The following is an 18908-nucleotide window of genomic DNA, read 5'->3' on the forward strand; positions in this document are numbered from 1 at the left end:
GGTGCAATGGCTTTATTTGATAGGTTTAAAAGCAAAAAGCAGATAGATCAGTACAGGGCAGAGGAGGATACCAGCCCCGTAGATACATCCTCTGCCGATGAAGAGGCTGCCCCGGATAAAAAAGAGTTATCCCCACCGCTTCTGCAGGAGCGAAGGGAACAGGCGGGTGACGAGACGGCTCCTGAAAATTATAAAGCGCATAAGAAGAAAGATCAGTCAGGTCTTTTTGCCAAATTTAAACACGGTTTGAGCAAGACCCGAAATAACATCAGCGACAAGATAACAACCCTGGTCAGAAGCAATAAGAAGCTGGATGAGGACTTCTGGGAGGAATTGGAGGAAGTCTTGATAGAAGCTGATGTAGGCGTTGCCACTTCAGTGGAACTGGTATCAAGGGTACGGGAGAGTGCCCGCAAAAAGAAGATAAGCGACAGCTCCGAAGTAATGGCCTTGATCCGGGACGAAGTCAAAACTATGCTGGAAGCCCATAACAGTTCCCTGGTTATGAACAGCGGAGGAATGACGGTAATTCTGGTGGTAGGGGTTAATGGCGCCGGCAAGACCACCTCGATTGCCAAGATGGCCTATCGCTTTAAGAAAGAAAACAAGAAAATTGTTCTGGCGGCAGGGGATACCTTCCGGGCAGCGGCTATTGACCAGTTGCAAATATGGGCTGACAGGACCGGGGTAGAAATAATAAAACACCAGGAAGGCTCTGACCCGGGGGCGGTAGTTTACGATGCCTTAAATGCGGCCCGGGCTCGCAAGGCCGATGTGCTGATTATCGATACTGCCGGCCGCCTGCATAATAAGGCCAACCTGATGAAGGAAATAGGCAAGATCAGGAAGATAATCGAACGGGAAATACCTGAAGCCCCCCATGAAGTATTACTGGTGCTGGATGCGACCACCGGGCAAAATGCGATAAGCCAGGCTCGTATATTTGAAGAAGCCACCGGAGTCAGCGGCATCATATTGACCAAGCTGGATGGAACCGCCAAAGGAGGTATAGTCCTGGCTATCGCCCAGGAGCTGAAGCTGCCGGTAAAGCTGGTGGGACTGGGAGAATCGATGGAAGACCTGCGTGATTTCTCGGCAGCGATTTTTACCGCCGCCCTTTTCGAAGAATAAAGTTTAAACAGGAGGTAATCACATGCTAACCACAGCCATAATTGGAGGTACCGGGGTATATGACCCGGAACTCCTGGACAATACCAGAGAGATTGGGCAAGAAACCCCGTACGGCACAGCAACCGTAATGACCGGAACCTATGAAGGTAAAGAGATTGCCTTTATTCCCCGCCACGGGGGCAGTCACAGCATTCCTCCCCATCTGATAAATTACCGGGCTAATATCATGGCGTTACATATGCTGGGGGTCAAGAACATCATGGCTACTGCAGCCGTAGGTTCCCTGCATTTTGATTTTAAACCCGGCAGCTATATACTTGCCGACCAGTTTTTAGACTTCACCCGTACCCGCAGGAACACTTTTTATGAGGGCGGAGAAATGGGGGTGGTTCATTGCGACATGACTATACCGTATTGTTCACGTTTGCGCCAGGCGATGGTTCAAGGCGGCTGTGACCAGGGGATCAAAGTACAGAATGGCGGAGTTTATGTCTGTACGGAAGGGCCGCGCTTCGAGACGGCGGCCGAGATTGCCATGTTCAAGCAGCTCGGGGGGCACTTGATAGGGATGACCAGCGTCCCCGAAGTTTGCCTGGCCCGGGAGCTGGGTATGTGCTATGCCAACATCTCCATTGTCACCAATTTTGCCGCCGGCATTTCCCCCGGGATATTAACCCACAGTGAAGTGGTGGATATGATGAAACGGAATATAACCGGGGTGCAACGTGTACTTATGGGCAGTCTAAAATATATTCTGGCTGATGAAACCCAAGACTCATGTGACTGCCGCAAGATCTTAAATGAACCCGGGGTAATGAAATGATAAAAACACTTGATTTTGATAATGATGGGATAGTGATACTGGATCAGAGCTTGCTGCCGGACAAGGTGGAATATGTAAGGTGCCGTACTATTGCCGATGTGGCCGGGGCCATTAAAAACTTAAAGGTTCGGGGGGCACCGCTTATCGGAGTTACTGCTGCCTTTGGCCTGGCCATGGCCTTGGCTGCTTATGAAAACAGCCAGGGCACAATGCCCGAGCATTTTGAAAGAGCCAGAGCGCAACTGGCTTCCACCCGACCTACGGCGGTTAATCTCTTCTGGGCCTTGGAACGAATGGAGCGGGTCTTTAAAGAGGCATATAATAACGGCAGCCGGGAGCAAATCGGGAAACTGCTCAAGGATGAAGCCTCCAAGATGTTTGCCGAAGACGTTGCGGCCAATCAGGCCCTGGGGGAAAATGGCCAGGAGCTTCTGGCAGCGGGTTCGCGCATAATGACCATTTGCAATGCCGGAGCCCTGGCAACCTGCGGTTACGGCACGGCCCTGGGAGTTATCCGGGCCGCAGCCCGCCGGAGTAAAATCAACCGGGTATGGGCCTGCGAAACCCGGCCGGTGTTACAGGGAGCCCGTCTTACGGTCTGGGAATTGGCGGAGGACAGGATCCCGGTGACGTTGATATGCGACAACATGGCCGCCTATGTTATGCAGCTGGGGCAGGTTGATGCGGTCATAGTCGGCGCCGATCGTATTGCTGCCAATGGCGATACCGCCAATAAAATCGGCACTTATGGCCTGGCTGTTCTGGCCGCTTACCACCGCCTTCCGTTCTATGTGGCAGCTCCGCTCTCGACCCTGGATTTGCAGACCAGGGCGGGAAGCGATATACCGGTTGAAGAGCGGTCAGGGGATGAAATCCGTCAGTATCGGGGAGCTCAATTTACGGTTCCCGGGGCAGATGTATTTAACCCTGCTTTTGATATAACTCCCCAGCATCTGATCAGCGGAATAATTACGGAAAAAGGGGTGTTAAGACCGCCTTATCTTGAAACCTTAAATAAATATCAGGGGAGTGGGAATAGATGCAGTGCCAGCCAGAGAGAGAATCAGTTCTAAACTGCGCCCGGGAAATATATAAATCCGGCATGGTTACCGGCACCTGGGGCAACGTCAGTGTCAGAGCAGATAACCGGGAACTTATGCTTATAACCCCCAGCGGGATGGATTACAGCCTGCTTGAACCGCAGGACATGGTGCTGCTTGATTTCACCGGCAAGGTGGTGGAAGGAGCGTACCGCCCTTCGGTTGAAACTCCCATGCACCTGGGAATCTACCGGCAGCGGCCCGATGTCAATGCCGTGGTGCATGTGCACAGCCCTTATGCGGTGGCTTTTGCCGTGGCCCGCCGCAACATTCCGGTCATCCTGGAAGAGACCGCCCAGATAGTAGGCCATGAAATCGAATCAGCAGCCTATGCCCATTGCGGTACGCAGGCGTTGGCGGATAACGTGATACAAGCTCTGGGTACCGATAGGAAGTCAGTTCTGCTGGCCAACCATGGGCTGGTGGCAGTGGGGAAAGATATGGCCGAAGCCTTGAAGGTATGTTACATCGTCGAAAAAACCGCCATGATCGCCCTGCGCGCCAGTACCCTGGGGCCGATACATGCCCTGTCAAAGGAGGATACGGCTATCCTGAACCAGAACTTTAAAAGCTACGGGCAAAATAAATAATTACTCTCCTGCGGAGGAGTTATAAAAAGGGGGCTTTAAAAAGTGAGGATTCTATTGGACCATATCGGCTTAATACCGACGGGTGAGGAGGCTTATATTGAAAACGGTTACCTCATGATAGAGGGGCAATTCATAAAGGAAATGGGGCAAGGCCCTGCCCCTGCCGGAAAATATGACCGGATCATTGACGGGCAAGACCGGGTGGTTTTGCCCGGTTTGGTCAACAGCCATACCCATGCTGCCATGACCCTGCTGCGGGGCTATGCCGACGACATGCCCCTGATGGATTGGCTGGAAAACAAGATATGGCCGCTGGAGGCAAAGCTAAGTGCTGATGATGTCTACTGGGGAACCATGCTGGCCATAAGCGAGATGCTGAAATCAGGCACAGTATGTTTTGCCGACATGTATTTCTTCATGGATGCTGCAGCCCGGGCGGTGGAAGACAGCGGTATCAGAGCTGTACTATCCCGGGGTATGGTTGGAGTAGGACCGGAGAATGAAATAGCCTTTGGCGAAAGCCGGGATATGGTGGAAAAATGGCACGGCGCCTGCAAGGGGCGCATTACTTGCAGACTGGGGCCCCATGCTCCCTATACCTGTCCGCCCGACTACCTGGAGCGGGTTATGCAGCTGAGTGATGAACTGGGGGTAGGCCTGCATATACATATAGCTGAAACCAGGGTTGAACTGGAGGACATTATGAGGATATACGGCAATACCCCGGTAGCTCATCTGGATAAACTGGGGCTGTTCGAACGCCAGGTTCTGGCGGCCCACTGTGTTCACGTCAATGCTGAAGATATAGAAATACTGGCGGCGAAACAGGTGGGAGTAGCGCACAATCCTGAGAGCAATATGAAACTGGCCAGCGGCATCGCTCCTATACGGCAGATGCTTAATGCCGGGATAACAGTGGCTCTGGGTACCGACGGGGCATCCAGCAACAACAATCTGGATATGCTGCAGGAAATGCGCAGCGCTTCCTTTCTGCAGAAGGTACACCTGATGGATTCCACCGTGATTCCGGCCCGGCAGGCCCTGCAAATGGCTACCGCCAACGGAGCCCGGGCACTGGGGCTGGACAATGAGATTGGACAGCTAAAGCCGGGCTACAAGGCGGATATGATCATCATGGGCCTGAAAGAGCCTAATATGCTGCCGGTCTATGACCCGATATCCAATATCGTTTATTCAGCCCAGGCGGCAGATGTGGAAACAGTGATAGTAGACGGCAATATCCTCATGGAAGATCGGGTGATAAAGGCTTTCGACGAAGAAGAAGTCCTGGCCAAAGTAAAGGAATGCGCCCTGCGCTTGGTGGGGAAATAAAGGAAAAATTACGCGATCAATTTTATGATCGATATTGAGCTTGAATCCGCCAGGCCCCCTAGGCGCTCTATCTGAAGGCTTTAAGGGATATATAAAGATACCTAAATATATAGCAAAGGTGGAGCGATGATATGGCACCAATTATCTCATTTGTAGGCAAGCATAACTCGGGAAAGACCACCTTGCTTGCTGCCATAGTCTCTATACTGGAGCGGCAGGGAATTAAAACTGCAGTGGTAAAACATGCCAGCAGTGGGCTGGATTTAACCGGGGAACGGGACTCGGACCGCCTGTTTCAGGCCGGAGCCAGCCTGGTTTGCGCCGTCTCACCGGGATTATCGCTGCTCTACCGCCGAGAAAACAATGTTAAGCTGGAGACTGTTTACCGTCAGATAAGTAAGGATGTTGACCTTGTCATAAGTGAGGGTTTTAAAACCGAAGCCTTTCCCAAGATAGAGGTACTGAGGAAAGAAATCAGCACCTCTATCTTGAATATAGATAATGTAGTGGCCCGGGTCGCAGATTTCCCCCTTGAAGGTCCGACACCCTGTTTTGCTTTTAGCCAGCAGAAGGAGATTGCAAATTTTATCTTGGGTTATTTTGGTTTATAAAGGTCTTTGATAATGTTTGTAAGTATGGACGTGTAGTTATATTGGCTAATTCTTTTAACAGGCTGGGTTGATTCCCAGTTGTTTTATATCAGGCATGAACAACGTTTATAATTATAATAAACTGGAAGGAAGGATCCCCTGGCGTATTGAATAAATTATAAGGCGGATTATGCAGAAACGGTATTTGGGGCCCAATTACGGCTGTAGCTACCAAATAAAGGGGCAACCCTCGTAATAAGCATTAACAGCAAGCCGATTCTTAATGTTTACGGCCCAGCAGATACCAGAAATATTAGACAGTGCAAATAAAGAGGCGAGAATAAATTGGCTGTATATAAGAGTTTAGAAGAAGCTGTTTCTATCAGCTGTGAAAATATTCAACCACTTGGCAGCGAGTACGTACATATTGATGATGCCTTCATGAGGGTGACCGCTGAAAATATAGTAAGCTTCATCGATGTACCTCATTTTGATCGTTCTTTAATGGATGGTTACGCAATTGGCGAGGCTGATATGGAAAAACTAAAAACTGGCCGCCCGCTGCCTTTACAGGTAACTGGTACCATCAAAGCAGGTTCCATAGAAAGCAAGCAGATCAGAACCGGGGAAACATATAGAATAATGACTGGCGCCTTGCTTCCCGAAGGCTGCGCTGCGGTTGTAAAGCAGGAAGACGTAAAAACTGATGGAAATTTTATCGTTGCCTGCGGGGTCTGGGAGCAGGGTGAGAATATCCAAAGAACAGGCCACGAATTAAGGGCAGGAGATAAGGTAGCTGCCCAAGGGCAGGTTCTAGAAGCAGAGATTGTGGAAAGAATAGCTACCTGCGGTATCGAAAAAATCCTGGTTCATAAAATTCCCCGCATATCGGTTATTAACACCGGAAGCGAATTGCTTTTACCCGGGGCTCCTATCAGAACCGGACAAATATATGACAGCAATCGAAGCCTAATATCCGGCAAAATAGTACGTGTCGGCGCCATGCCGTTATCAGCGGATTCAATTATTGAAGATGATCTGCAGGCAATTGTAAATGGGATTGAGAAGGCAGCACTTATTTCTGACATGGTAATAATCAGTGGAGGGACTGGCAACGGAGTTTGCGATTTGGTTTATTGCGCGTTTGAGCATTTAAACGCCAGACTTCTTTTCAGAGGCATAAATATTATTCCCGGCAAGAGAACATGCGCCGCACTTTTTAATGGCAAAATCTTGTACAATTTATCTGGCAACACTTCTTCGGCAGGGTTATTATTCGAAGCTTTAATTAAGCCGGCCCTGCTAAGATTGAAAGGAGATCTATTTTCTGCACGGGAATGGTTTGACATACAACTTGGAAGTCCGATAAAAAACATTAAGCCGGACCGAAGCCTGTATAGGGGGGAAATGATCATTGAACAGGGGTGCGTTTATGCCCGACCTGTAAGCAGAAATAATAATAATGTCAGAAATAATCCCTTAATCCTGGACCTCCAGGCCGGACAGGGGGAAACAGGAGATATAGTGAAAGCGAAACTATATTAAACCAGTATAAAGGGGGTACCTGTATGGCACCCCCTCTCTATGATGTTTACCCCGGAAGTTATTCCCTAATGAATCTGATTATCCTTTATCGCATGTTCTGATAACCAGCGTTCGGCTGCAAAATTCAACGGTAGAGTTCTTAAATCTTCCCACATATAATCTTGCACATGCAATTCACGCGCATCTATCTCTTTGAAGTACTGTCCACAGAGTTGACACACTACCATATCAATACCGGGAAAGGCCTCATTCTTGAGATAAATATGCTGCTTTGCATCTTCACTTCCGCAGTGCAAACAGATAATGCGTTTAACCATCCATTCAAAGCCACAGGAGCTGCAGTGCATCATTCTTTTTCCATCGGGTGGTGTTACCACCGCCAGTGAGGCAATTTCACCACAAACCGGGCAAACTGCACTATTACGGGAAAAATCTAGGGAAACCAAACCTTGCGCAGCTTTGTCATTAACCACTCTGGCAGCAAGTTGTGCCACACCGCGCACTGCCATTTGAAAACGGGTAGACATTTGTTCGTCTATTACGTTTTGCAGACTTTGGCTTTCGCAAAAATCCTGCCACATTTGTTTAAGTTCTGTATCCGAGATTTCTACATTGGCAAGGCTATTCAGTCTTTGCCAAAGCTCGATAATCGCTTCCAGTGGCAAATCCCGGATAGGCAAATATGGAGGGCTTTCAGCCAGACTAAGCATCTTGAGCCAATATGCGCCACGTTCTTGCTGCCAATGAACGACTTCCTGTTTCAAAAGGTTGTACTTTTGAAAAGCTTGTTCAATGGTTCCGTTATCTTCTGTTGTGACCAATTTGCCTCTTTTTGCAACCATCTAAAATTTCTCCTTTATATCATTCCGTTCTAAGACTTGCTTACCTTTTCATACCACTTTGCATGATGGTGAGCCGCCCAGTCGGACCGTACCGTACCATTCCACATACCCCAGAAGGACTCGCCGGAACCTGGATGGAAAGAACCCAGGTAGGCGTGCATGCACACCATGCAGGTGGCCAGGATCATACATATACCGTGGATCGGGTAAGCCCACTGGACTAAAACCGGTGGAAAGGCAGCCTTGAACCACATGACATAACCGCTTAAAGCCAAAAATACACAGGAAGTGGTGGTTATTACAGAGTTCATCTTTTCACCACCGTTAAACTTGGTTTGCGGCGGTATTTCCACTTTGAAACCGAAGAATTCCAGCGGGAACTTCATGAGGAACTTGATATCGTTCGTTCCAAAGGAAAAGACATCTTTCCACCATTCGATAAACCCTTTGAAATTGATAGCCAGAGCAATCAGCGGTATAACCGTAAAACCCACCGCCATGATCTTGTGAATCAAGCTGGCATTGACATGACCTCCAAATATGGGGGCCAAAACATTCCCCAACGCTGGGGTAAAAAGGATCAGGCCAGTAAACAGCAAGACTAGGAAGGTTACTGTGTGACCCCAATGCGCAAATCGGGCACTGCCGCTGAAACGTACAATGCGTTCTTTATCCATGAATGTCCCCTCCTTTCGACTTGCTTAAGTTATTGATTATCCTGGTGGAGAAGAAGCTGCCCGCCGAAGCGGCCAGGGCCAAGGGAATCAGCCAGATGCCGTACGGCTGTACCCAATCCTTCCAGACAACCAACGATGCCGAAGTAGTAGGGTTTTCCGGCAATCCATAAAATGCCGGATCCTCTAACAGCAGATAGAGATAAGTGGTCCCGCCCATGGCCTTATCACCATACAGCTGTGCCTTCGGATGGTCTTTTTTGATCCCTTCCAGGCGAGTGTTGGCTAATTGTATCATTTCGTCACGCTCGCCGAAGTGTAGTGCACCTGTTTGACAAGTATAAACGCATGCTGGTTGAAGACCATTCTCGATCCGGTCAATGCACCCCGTGCATTTAAAGGTCTTTTTCAGATTTGGATCTGTCTTGGGAACACTCCAGGGGCAGTTAGCTACACAATATCCGCAACCAATGCATTTATCATGATCAATCAGAGTATATCCCGATTCCGTCTTATAAATCGCTTCAACCGGACAAGCCTTCATACAAGAAGGATCTTCGCAATGGTAGCACTGGTGTTTGAACATCAGCCATTCCATTTTGCCGTTCTCATACTTCTCATGCATACTGATATAGGTCCAGGTATTGTGCGTAGTCCCTGCTTGCGCCTGATAGCTCGTAATCAACTGGTTCTTCTCAGCCTCGAGATCGTTCCAGGCTTTGCAAGCTACTGAGCAGGCTTTGCAGCCAGTACATAATGAAGTATCAACAAAAACCATTTTTTTTGTCGTCATTGTTAAGCCCTCCTTGCGTTGACAAGGCAGCATTTATACTCGGGAGTTCCTGCTCCCGGATCACATGCATTCATTGTCACATTATTCGTACTGGGGCCGGGATTTATGCTGGCAAAGCCCCAGCTCCAGGGCATGCCGATGGTTTCCGTATCCTTCCCGTTTATCTTCAGGGTTTGGAGACGATCGGTAACCAGGGCGCGCACCGTCAGCTTACCGCGAATTGAGGATATCTCGACTTTGTCCCCGTCTTTGATGCCCAGCTTTTTACCCAGGTTTTTGCTGATTTCTGCAAAGGGTTCGGGCATAATCTCATTCAGATAGGGAATGTTTCGAGTAATGCCGCCGGCGCAGAAGTGCTCGCAGACACCATAGGTAGTAAGAACATAGGGATAATCCTTGGGATCGCCAAACTCAGTGGAAACGATCTTGGCACAGGGATTGCTCTGCACCTTGGGATGCAACATATTAGCAGTCGGGCTTTCAATAGGTTCATAGAATTCAGGCATCGGTCCGTCAACCGTCATTCCGGCTCCGCGCACAGGGATAGCAGCAACACTTTCGGTCGGAACCCCGGTGACCGGTAAACCACTGGTATAACTGGCCGCAAACAAGCGGCCTACACCTTCAGCAGCTTGTTTGAAAGCAATCTTTCCTTCGGGGGTATTAGGTCCTTTGGCTTTGTCCACTACATCCGGGCCGTCAACTCCGGTCCAGACTCCTGCAGCAGCATCCCACCAGATCAATTTGCGTTTGGGATCAACGGGCTGACCATTGGCATCACAGGAAGCCCGGTTGTAAAGAACGCGGATGTTTCCCGGCCAGGCAAAAGCATAATCCCGGTTCAGGCCCAGGCCGGTGGGGTCGGAGTCATCCCGACGGTCAGCCAGGTTTTTACCCGGAGGAGTTACCCCGGCATATATCCAGCACCCGGTGGAAACCGTACCAATCGGTGCATTCAGGTATTCTCCTATGCTGGCGGTAAGCTGTCCGGTGTTGTCGTTATAACCATTGAGTTCCTGCAAGACCTTCAAGGGGCTGGGTTCATGGCCATAGTCCCAATTGGCCTTCAGAATCGGCTCATCCTTGGGGTCGTTGCTTCCGGCATAAAGCTCGCGTACCTTCTTAAATATAAAATCTATCATATCCAGGTCAGGTAAGCAGTCATTAAGCGGCTTAAGAGCTCTCTCCTTCCACTGCACCAGGCGGGAAGAGTTAGTCATGGTCCCGGCTTTTTCATAAACGAAAGCCGCCGGCAAGAAGACAACCTCGGTCTGGATTTCCTTGGGATTGAGGCCTGGTTCCCGCCAGAACTGGGCAGTTTCAACCTCAAATATGTCGGCTACAACCAGCATTTCTAATTTGGAAAGGCCTCTGGCTACCATCTTTCTGTCCGGTATGGAAACGGTGGAGTTGGAGCCCCAGTTTAAGAGCATCTTGAACTGGCCCTTTTCCATCCAGTTAAAGAACTGGGGCTGGATCGGCATATTGTTGGGGTCGTTCTTGGGCAGCCATCCATAGCCGTAATCATTCTCGGCGGTGGCGTTTTTACCGAACCAGGCTTTGAGCAGCGCAACCATTGGTTTTAGCTGAGTGTTACCGTTTTTAACCGCAAAATCGTGTAATGTTACCTGTGCATTGGTGGGATAAGGAATATATCCCGGCAGGTTCGCATTGAGGTTGGCCATATCGGTAGAGCCCTGAACATTGGGCTCACCGCGCAGGGCCTGGATGCCGCCGCCGGCTTTGCCTACGTTGCCCAGCAGCAACTGGATAATAGCATAACAGCGAATACCTTGAACACCGGTGGTATGCTGGGTCATGCCCAAGGCATAGAAGATATTGCCCGGTTTGGCTGCGGCAAAGGTATCGGCGATCAGCTTAATCTTATCAGCGGGGATACCGGTGATTTTTGCTGCCACGTCAAAGGTATATCTGGAATAGTGGGCTTTGATTTTTTGGAATACGCAGTCCGGATCATCCAGACTAGCAGCTTTTATCGGCTTATTTTCAGCATCGAGCTGATATGACCAGGTTGTATAATCGTATTTCTTCTTTTCGGCATCGAACCCGGAGAAAAGACCGTCGTCGAATTTGAAATCCTTGCTAATCTTATAAAGTGCATTGGTGAAGTTTAAAACATAGAATTCATCGTAAAGCTTCTGCTCAATTATATAATTAATCATGGCCCCCAGATAGGCAATGTCGGTTCCCGGACGAATCTGAGCAAATATGTCAGCCTTTGCCGCGGTACGGGTAAAACGGGGGTCGACCACAATTATCTTGGCGCCCTTTGCCTTGGCGCGGTTTACCCATTTCATGGCGATGGGATGGTTTTCGGCACAGTTGCTGCCGGCAATCAGGAAGCATTCAGAATTCATCATATCCTGCCAGGAGTTGGTCATAGCACCGCGGCCAAACGAAGGTGACAAACTAGCCACCGTGGGCGCGTGTCAGATACGGGCCTGGTGTTCATGAAACGGTGTACCGATCAGTCGGGCAAACTTGGATAGCAGATAAGATTCTTCATTATCAACCTCAGCCGATCCTATCATGGCGATTCCTTCGGCCCGGTTGGCCGGAACGATTTTTTTCTCCCCGGTTTTAGTGGTTATCTCATCAGTCTTCTTCCAGGTTTTGTCCCGAACCTCAACGACCTTCTTGGCAATACGCTCAATGGCCTCATCCCAGGAGATTTCCGTCCAATTATCAGCTCCTGGTGCGCGATACAGCGGTGATTTGGGACGATCCGACGAATAGGCGACTTGTTCCAGACTGGCTGCCTTGGGACAAAGTCCTCCTTCATTAATCGGGTTATCCGGGTTCCCTTCGAGGTGAACCAGCTTGCCATCTTTAACATGCAGGAGCAAACCGCATCCACCCGAACAGAAGTGACAGATACTAGGTATCCTTTCACATCCCTCAAGCTTTAATGCGTACCCCTGGGCTGCTGTTGCTTCAAGGTCTAATCCCAGGCCACTGGCCACAACGGCTATGGAAAGACCTGAAAGCTTAAGAAAGCCACGTCGAGTTACACTAATCACCAATCTCTTCCTCCCCTCGAGTGTTTTGACACTCTCTCTAATTATTACAATCAGTAACTTCCAGTAACTTCGACATCATGGTATAAAAATCCTTGCAAAACTACACACCCAAGTCTCATATTATGATTATTTATGAGAGACATAAACAAAAATTATAGGCAATTTTCAAAAATGATTTTGCCGGTTAAATCAGTATTATATCCGCCTGTCCGTATTAAGCCTTTGCTTAAACTCTTCTGCGGAAAGGATTCGCAATAGGATATCCAATTTCTTCTCATTGAGCAAGTCAGGCAAAACGCAGAGATCATAACTTTCTTCGCATGTCGTAATAATATCCAGACTCATTACCCGGGCGCTGGATATATACCCATGCCGGTGTCGGCAGCATCATTTTTAGACAGTCTGCAGGAGATCAAGGCGGCGGTGGAGTGAAAAAATCGCAGCATCGAATCCAGACCGGGCTGCAGTGTTGGCTGTTCTTCATGGGCTCTGCTGGCCCGTCCCACGGGCAAACATGAAAAACAGAGGGAAAATCCCTCTGTTACTGGATATCGAACCGGAGCAGGGTAAAAAAGGTTATGCCGTAAGGGCGTTATTGCTCAAGTAGTGGGGCATAAAGCTGATAGAACAGCCGTTCTCTGTCGTTTTACCGCCCCAGGGTCTGCAGAAGCTGTTGGCAGAGTTCCTGACGCATTGCTTCCATAGCGTCAAAATCCATAGCCGGAACATAATACGATTCCAGTTCGTCATGGTATTCCTTGGCTTGGCGGATAAAGCCTATTGCATCCCTTATGCCGCTGTGAAAGCGCTCCCGGGCGGAAACGATATATTTTTCATGAGCATCGATTACAGATTTGCGCACCAGTTGGTCGAAATCCAGGAAGCGGCGTTGCCTGATACCGGGGAGCAAAGCTGCATAATCAAACAGGTGGCCGGATACGTCTATCAAAACCGACCTGGATGAAGGAAGTACGATAATATCAATGCTGTTCGGGTCAAACGGATTATGATAAAATTCGGCCTCAGCCGCGCTCAGATTCATGGTTTGCCAGGTATAGGTGAACAACTCTTTAATTCCGGTGCCCGGGTTTCCTTTCACTGCGAACAGGGAATAACCGTTATCGATAAGACTGTCAATTTTGCTGACCACACCCCCGGGGGTTATAGCTGCGGCAAAAAGGTGCCTGATATTCTGCCGGTCATCACCTAGGCCGGAAACAAGGTCCCGGGCCAAAGCCAGGATATTGCGATTAGCGGCCTCATTATCGCGGGCTTCCAGATAGTAGGATTCCCACTCCTCCCACGCTATTTTACTCTCCTCCAGGCGCTGGTAGGCCCGTTTGAAACAGCGGCTGATAATCTGGGTCAGTTCGATTATAGCCGGGCGGTTTTTTCTTATAGCCTTCTGGTGCCAGTAATTGCCCAGATTTATTATCTCGTCTACCGCTCCCGGGAAACGGGGATCTACTACATGAGGAGCAGTACCGTCCAGAATGCAGATCTGCTGCTTGCCAATGACTGCTCCATCCAGGGATTCGTTATCGGATGAACACCAGTGATACTCAATATCATAACCCTGGGCCAGGAAGTCTTCGCCCATTTTCTTCATGAACGAAGATTTCCCTACCCCGGGTCCGCCTTTGAGGATTATTTTACGTTCGACCGCGGGCGATACCATATAATCGTAAAATGAATAAAACCCATAACAGGTATTACCGCCCGGAAATAAGTTCCTGATTTTCGGCATCTGTTTCACCTTCCAACAATTATTTCTACTTATATATGTTAGCTGTACCGCATTCCTCCCAGGATTATTATGGCAAAAATATAAAAGAACAGAAGCCTTTCCTGGCTTGGGGACAGACTTTTTCTTCCTAAAGGTCATATTTTGTAATTCTTTAGTATTTTATAAGAATATCTTTGGATTTTTAGCAGGATTATCTTTATTGCCATAGAATTAAATAATAAACCACAAAAATGAACTATTAATGGTATCTTATTATTAAGCTGACAAACAAAAACCAACCATAACATACTGAAACAAACATAAAGTTCCATGCTTTTCTACGGGTGTTTTACTGTGAGCCGGTAAAAAGATACCATCAGGTTCGTTTAGGAAATGCACGGTTTGACGCTTCCGGGGTATAAGTCTCCCAAGCCTCTGGTATTTGCAGATCAGGGGTTTTCGGTCTGAACTCGTTGGGGGTGGCGCCGTGACATTGTTTTTCTTTAAATATTTTTTAATTGCAATGAAAGGGGGCCGTTTTTATATGGCTAAGAAGCATTTTACCCATAGAGCTGTTTCAATTATTTTATCAATTATGTTAATAGTCACCGGGATAGCAGGCTGTTCCAGTACTGAAAAGGCTGGCCAAACCAGTTCTGAACCGGAAATTACTACCCTTACGGTAACTGACATGGCAGGGCGGGAGGTAGTTGTTCCGAAAGAGATTAAGAAAATATATTCGGCAGTTCCTATTGGGACTGTCCTGTTGTATACAATTAACCCGGACCTACTTGCAGCCAAGAATTTTAAATTATCAGATTTGGAGAAGAAGTATACAGCAGAGGAGTACCGCAATTTACCTGTGTTAGGTACTTATATCATGGGTGATACGGCCAATGAGGAAGATATATTAAAGCTGGCTCCGGATGTAATAATATATGCCGGTTTTATAGATGATTCCTGGAAAACTAAAGTGGATGAGGCCCAGAAAAGGTTGGGAATACCGGTTATTATGGTAGACGGAAACCTTAAGAGCGCGCCGGCGGCCTATAAATTCCTGGGCAAGTTGCTAGGAGAAGAGGAAAAGGCGCAAAAATTAGGTGAGTACTGCCAAAAAACCCTTAATGAAGCTGAACAAATAGCTGCCGAAATACCGGAAGAGAAAAAAGCCAGGATGTATTATGCCTGTGGTGAAGACGGTTTAATGACATATGCCGCAGGGAATCTGCATGCAGAACTCATTGACATAGTGGGAGGGAAAAACATTGCCGGTACCAAGGGGGGGAGTCCTTACCAGAATTCCCGGTTATCAATGGAGCAATTGATAAAATGGAACCCGGATATAATAATAGCTAATAAGGCGGCAGCCCGGGGAGGAGAAGGGGAAACAGCATCTTTGCGGGACAAGATATTAGGAAACAGCGCCCTTAATAATTTGGAAGCGGTAAAGAATGGACAAATATACGAAATACCATGCGCCCCATTCAGTTGGTTCGGGCAGCCGCCATCAGTAGCTCGTATATTGGGAATAAAATGGCTGGGTAATTTAACTTATCCGGAAGAATTCAATTATGACATTAAAAAAGAGACCAAAGAATTTTATAAAACCTTCTATTCCTATGATTTATCAGATAAGGATTTCGAAGAACTCACCAATAACGCCCTGGCCTTAAGATAGTCGGGGCGCACGCCGTTTTAATATAGCCGGTAAAGAGCCTGAATGGATGTCTGATTTTTGGAAAAGGGGTGCATTAAATGAAGATGATAGTTGCCGAAGATACGATCGGTGATATTTTGAACAACTACCCTGAATTATATGAAGCGTTTTGGGAGAGCGGATTTAATTTTAATTCTGCGGAAGAGCTGGTTAGCTCGTTGGGAAAGGATACCATGCTGCGGACGGCTTTAATAGTAAAAGGGATAAATGTAAAGCTGTTTACGAGCATGATAAACGCAAGAATTAACAATGGATGCCAAATGGAGGGGCTGCAATACGATTTTTACAATCCGGATTTACCGGTGAATCTGCTGGTAAAAACGGCATGTGCGGTCAGCGAGCATTTTAAGGAAGAATTGACCGGGATTTTGAAGGCGCGCCAAAAGACGACCGGAGAGACTCCCAATGTATTTATTGTAGATGGTTGTCATGCGCCGCATGAATTTGAAAATTTCCATGACACAGAGAGTATTGATGCATTGCCGGATATTATAATGTCCATGTCTTTTGATGAAATATATGACAAGCGTTTCATAGACAAATATGTAAGCCGAGGGTATTTTACCAGTATGCTGGATGTAGAACAGATGAATCTGCAGGAATGCCTGGACGATAGTTACACGCTGAATGCCGGACTGGCAATGGTTTTCTTAATAGATGAGAAAAAACTGGGGGATTTGCCCAATCCCCGAAAATGGGAAGATTTACTTGATCCCATCTATGAGAATAGCATAATCGCGTTTGGGGATGACTCCAAAGGAATATTCGAATATCCTTTATATTATTTCTACAAAGAATTTGGCCTGGAAAGCATGCAACAGCTAGCCCGTAATGTAAAAGGAATCCAACACGCCGCCAAAGCAGCTAGGCTGGCAGGCACCGACAGCAGGGAAGCAGGTGCTATATACTATATGCCGCTGACCTTTGCCGGGCTTTGTGAAAACAAGGATGTTTCCATAGTTTTCCCCGAAGACGGGGCATTGATAATTCCCATCGCTTTTCTGGTCAAGAAAGATAAAGCGGGTGAGCTGGATTACCTCATTGATCTCTTGCTAAACGGCTACGGACAAATGTGTGCCGATATAAATGCCGCCGTATTCAATACCAGTATTGAAAGTAAAATTCCCCAGGGAACCAAGCTGAAATGGTTGGGCTGGGATTATATAAGGTCAAACAACATTCCGGCTCTGGGGGAAAAACTGCACGAAGAATTTCACAAAGCCTGGGATAAAAAAAGCCGTAAGGAAGTGTAATAGTTGAAAATCGTTACGGTTTCCGGGCCGCCCTCATCAGGAAAGACTTCAGTTATAACAAAAGCCTTGGAGTACCTAAAAAAGGACAACCTGGAGATAGGCGTAGTTAAATTTGACAGTTTATCAACTTATGATGACGAGCTGTACCATAAAATAGGGGTAAAAGTCAAAGTCGGCCTTTCCGGCAATATTTGCCCGGACCATTACTACATGACCAATATAGAGGATTGTGTCAAGTGGGGGGTCAGCGAAAACCTGGATATGCTCATAAGCGAAAGCGCCGGCTTATGCAACCGCTGTTCTCCGCATATAAGAGGTGTTTTGGCAATATGCGTTATAGATAACCTGTCCGGTATAAATACTCCCAAAAAAATCGGGCCTATGTTAAGACTGGCGGATATTGTGGCAATAACCAAAGGGGATATAGTATCTCAGGCCGAGCGGGAAGTGTTTGCATTTAGAGTAAAACAATCCAACCCCAGGGCTTCTATAATTTTCATAAATGGCATTACCGGTCAGGGGGCCTATGATTTGAGCCTGCGCCTGAAAGAAGCCAATGAGTATGAAAGCGTTGAAGATAAAAAACTAAGATTCTCGATGCCTGCGGCAGTGTGTTCCTATTGCACGGGAGAGATAAGAATAGGAGAAAGGTATCAGACCGGCAACATAAGGAAAATAAAGCTCTAGTTACGGAAGGGGTAAAATATTGGAAAAGGAAGATCTGGCTTCATTTAAGCTGGGAAAAATATTGGCAAAATATCCCTATGCCAGAGATTTTTTCATATCCATTGGCATAAACGATATTGATGCCAACCGTGCCTTAAGGGATTTGGATATAAACCACGAACTGCTGGAAGATGCCGGTCTTGCCAGAGAACAGTTAATAGTTAACTTCCTGGCTTTTATTAATAAAATGGAAAAATTAAAAGAGACATCCCGCAACATAGTCGAATCGATAACGATAATAGGAGGAAATGACAAGTCTGGAAATGCTGAAAACATCAACCTCGAATTAAAGGTAGGAGAGGTGATATCGGTAGTAGGGCCGACAGGCTCAGGGAAAAGCAGGCTTTTGGCTGATATAGAATGCCTGGCGCAAAGAGATACCCCTACCAATAGACGGATTTTGCTCAACGGAGAGGTGCCGGATAAAAATCGGAGGCTTTCTATTGAGAACAAACTGGTGGCTCAATTGTCACAGAATATGAATTTTGTGATGGATCTTTCGGTTCGGGATTTTATCGAGCTGCATGCAGAAAGTAGAATGATTGACCACGTAGAAATAATTGTTCAAGAAATAGTAAGCTGTGCCAATGATTTAGCGGGAGAGAAGTTTGACCAGGATACTCCTCTGACGCAATTAAGCGGAGGACAATCCCGTGCCTTGATGATAGCGGACACCGCTCTCTTAAGTCTATCCCCTATCGTGCTTATTGATGAAATAGAAAATGCCGGCATAGATAGAAGAAATGCCATTGAATTATTGGTTAAGGAAGAAAAACTGGTTATAATTTCCACCCACGACCCTGTTTTGGCGCTTATGGGAGGCAAAAGGCTGGTTGTAAAAAACGGGGGAATCAGCAAAGTCATAATATTATCCGAGGAGGAAAAACGCTATATTGACATTTTGGAAGAGACAGACAGAAAAATGTTGAGCATAAGAAACCATTTAAGGAAAGGCGGGGTAATAGACGATAAAATAATAGACTTTGGTGCTGCCCGGCGTAGCCCGGCAGCGCAATGACAAAGGA

16 protein-coding genes are annotated in these 18908 nt (G+C 47.4%); 11 read left to right on the forward strand and 5 right to left on the reverse strand.

What is annotated here, in order from left to right:
- Positions 1-6 precede the first annotated feature (6 nt).
- From ftsY to ACU70B_RS05905, 7 genes are all read left to right on the forward strand, one after another.
- Complete coding sequence (ftsY, locus tag ACU70B_RS05875) at positions 7-1131, forward strand: signal recognition particle-docking protein FtsY (RefSeq protein ID WP_447185417.1); 1125 nt, start codon at positions 7-9, stop codon at positions 1129-1131.
- Between the two features lie 22 nt (positions 1132-1153).
- Positions 1154-1954 (forward strand): S-methyl-5'-thioadenosine phosphorylase, encoded by an 801-nt coding sequence (gene mtnP, locus ACU70B_RS05880; RefSeq protein ID WP_447185418.1) that lies wholly within the window; start codon positions 1154-1156, stop codon positions 1952-1954.
- On the forward strand, positions 1954-3027 hold the full coding sequence (mtnA, locus tag ACU70B_RS05885; RefSeq protein ID WP_447185714.1) for an S-methyl-5-thioribose-1-phosphate isomerase: 1074 nt from the start codon (positions 1954-1956) through the stop codon (positions 3025-3027). The genes mtnP and mtnA overlap by 1 nt, the downstream gene beginning before the upstream one ends.
- Positions 2994-3644: a class II aldolase/adducin family protein gene (locus tag ACU70B_RS05890; protein WP_447185419.1), complete on the forward strand. Its 651-nt coding sequence runs from the start codon at positions 2994-2996 to the stop codon at positions 3642-3644. Before mtnA ends, ACU70B_RS05890 begins: the two co-directional genes overlap by 34 nt.
- 42 nt (positions 3645-3686) lie before the next feature.
- Complete coding sequence (locus ACU70B_RS05895) at positions 3687-4976, forward strand: amidohydrolase (RefSeq protein ID WP_447185420.1); 1290 nt, start codon at positions 3687-3689, stop codon at positions 4974-4976.
- 131 nt (positions 4977-5107) lie between these two features.
- Positions 5108-5587 carry a molybdopterin-guanine dinucleotide biosynthesis protein B gene (mobB, locus tag ACU70B_RS05900; protein ID WP_447185421.1) on the forward strand — a complete coding sequence of 160 codons (480 nt, stop codon included), beginning with the start codon at positions 5108-5110 and terminating at the stop codon, positions 5585-5587.
- Positions 5588-5911: 324 nt separating this feature from the next.
- Entirely contained in the window at positions 5912-7111 is a 1200-nt protein-coding gene (locus tag ACU70B_RS05905; protein ID WP_447185422.1) for a molybdopterin molybdotransferase MoeA, read from the forward strand.
- Positions 7112-7176: 65 nt separating this feature from the next.
- Here ACU70B_RS05905 and ACU70B_RS05910 read toward each other — a convergent pair whose 3' ends face one another.
- The 5 genes from ACU70B_RS05910 to ACU70B_RS05930 form a co-directional block, all read right to left on the reverse strand.
- The gene (locus ACU70B_RS05910) at positions 7177-7953 is read right to left on the reverse strand and encodes a formate dehydrogenase accessory protein FdhE (RefSeq protein ID WP_447185423.1); all 777 of its coding nucleotides are present in this window, start codon (positions 7951-7953) and stop codon (positions 7177-7179) included.
- A gap of 29 nt (positions 7954-7982) precedes the next feature.
- Positions 7983-8630: a formate dehydrogenase subunit gamma gene (locus ACU70B_RS05915; protein ID WP_447185424.1), complete on the reverse strand. Its 648-nt coding sequence runs from the start codon at positions 8628-8630 to the stop codon at positions 7983-7985.
- Complete coding sequence (locus ACU70B_RS05920; RefSeq protein ID WP_447185425.1) at positions 8623-9420, reverse strand: 4Fe-4S dicluster domain-containing protein; 798 nt, start codon at positions 9418-9420, stop codon at positions 8623-8625. Before ACU70B_RS05920 ends, ACU70B_RS05915 begins: the two co-directional genes overlap by 8 nt.
- Before the next feature lie 2 nt (positions 9421-9422).
- On the reverse strand, positions 9423-12458 hold the full coding sequence (gene fdnG, locus ACU70B_RS05925; protein ID WP_447185715.1) for a formate dehydrogenase-N subunit alpha: 3036 nt from the start codon (positions 12456-12458) through the stop codon (positions 9423-9425).
- Positions 12459-13107: 649 nt separating this feature from the next.
- Entirely contained in the window at positions 13108-14208 is a 1101-nt protein-coding gene (locus ACU70B_RS05930) for a PRK06851 family protein (protein ID WP_447185426.1), read from the reverse strand.
- A 523-nt stretch (positions 14209-14731) separates the two neighbouring features.
- On the opposite strand from ACU70B_RS05930, the gene ACU70B_RS05935 reads away from it, so the two are divergent.
- The 4 genes from ACU70B_RS05935 to ACU70B_RS05950 all read left to right on the forward strand — a co-directional run bounded on the left by ACU70B_RS05935 (position 14732) and on the right by ACU70B_RS05950 (position 18901).
- Positions 14732-15865, forward strand: a complete 1134-nt coding sequence (locus tag ACU70B_RS05935; protein WP_447185427.1) for an ABC transporter substrate-binding protein — start codon at positions 14732-14734, stop codon at positions 15863-15865.
- A gap of 77 nt (positions 15866-15942) precedes the next feature.
- Entirely contained in the window at positions 15943-17157 is a 1215-nt protein-coding gene (locus ACU70B_RS05940) for an ABC transporter substrate-binding protein (protein WP_447185428.1), read from the forward strand.
- A 3-nt stretch (positions 17158-17160) separates the two neighbouring features.
- Entirely contained in the window at positions 17161-17844 is a 684-nt protein-coding gene (locus tag ACU70B_RS05945; protein WP_447185429.1) for a GTP-binding protein, read from the forward strand.
- A 16-nt stretch (positions 17845-17860) separates the two neighbouring features.
- Entirely contained in the window at positions 17861-18901 is a 1041-nt protein-coding gene (locus ACU70B_RS05950; protein WP_447185716.1) for an ATP-binding cassette domain-containing protein, read from the forward strand.
- Positions 18902-18908: the final 7 nt, after the last annotated feature.

Source organism: Syntrophomonas curvata (genome assembly GCF_052976825.1).

Coding starts and splice junctions, on each gene's coding strand:
- ACU70B_RS05930 (WP_447185426.1), bottom strand. CDS start 14,208: ATGCCGAAAATCAGGAACTTATTTCCGGGCGGTAATACCTGTTATGGG.
- mtnP (WP_447185418.1), top strand. CDS start 1,154: ATGCTAACCACAGCCATAATTGGAGGTACCGGGGTATATGACCCGGAA.
- ACU70B_RS05915 (WP_447185424.1), bottom strand. CDS start 8,630: ATGGATAAAGAACGCATTGTACGTTTCAGCGGCAGTGCCCGATTTGCG.
- ACU70B_RS05890 (WP_447185419.1), top strand. CDS start 2,994: ATGCAGTGCCAGCCAGAGAGAGAATCAGTTCTAAACTGCGCCCGGGAA.
- mobB (WP_447185421.1), top strand. CDS start 5,108: ATGGCACCAATTATCTCATTTGTAGGCAAGCATAACTCGGGAAAGACC.
- ACU70B_RS05940 (WP_447185428.1), top strand. CDS start 15,943: ATGAAGATGATAGTTGCCGAAGATACGATCGGTGATATTTTGAACAAC.
- ACU70B_RS05910 (WP_447185423.1), bottom strand. CDS start 7,953: ATGGTTGCAAAAAGAGGCAAATTGGTCACAACAGAAGATAACGGAACC.
- ACU70B_RS05935 (WP_447185427.1), top strand. CDS start 14,732: ATGGCTAAGAAGCATTTTACCCATAGAGCTGTTTCAATTATTTTATCA.
- ftsY (WP_447185417.1), top strand. CDS start 7: ATGGCTTTATTTGATAGGTTTAAAAGCAAAAAGCAGATAGATCAGTAC.
- ACU70B_RS05920 (WP_447185425.1), bottom strand. CDS start 9,420: ATGACGACAAAAAAAATGGTTTTTGTTGATACTTCATTATGTACTGGC.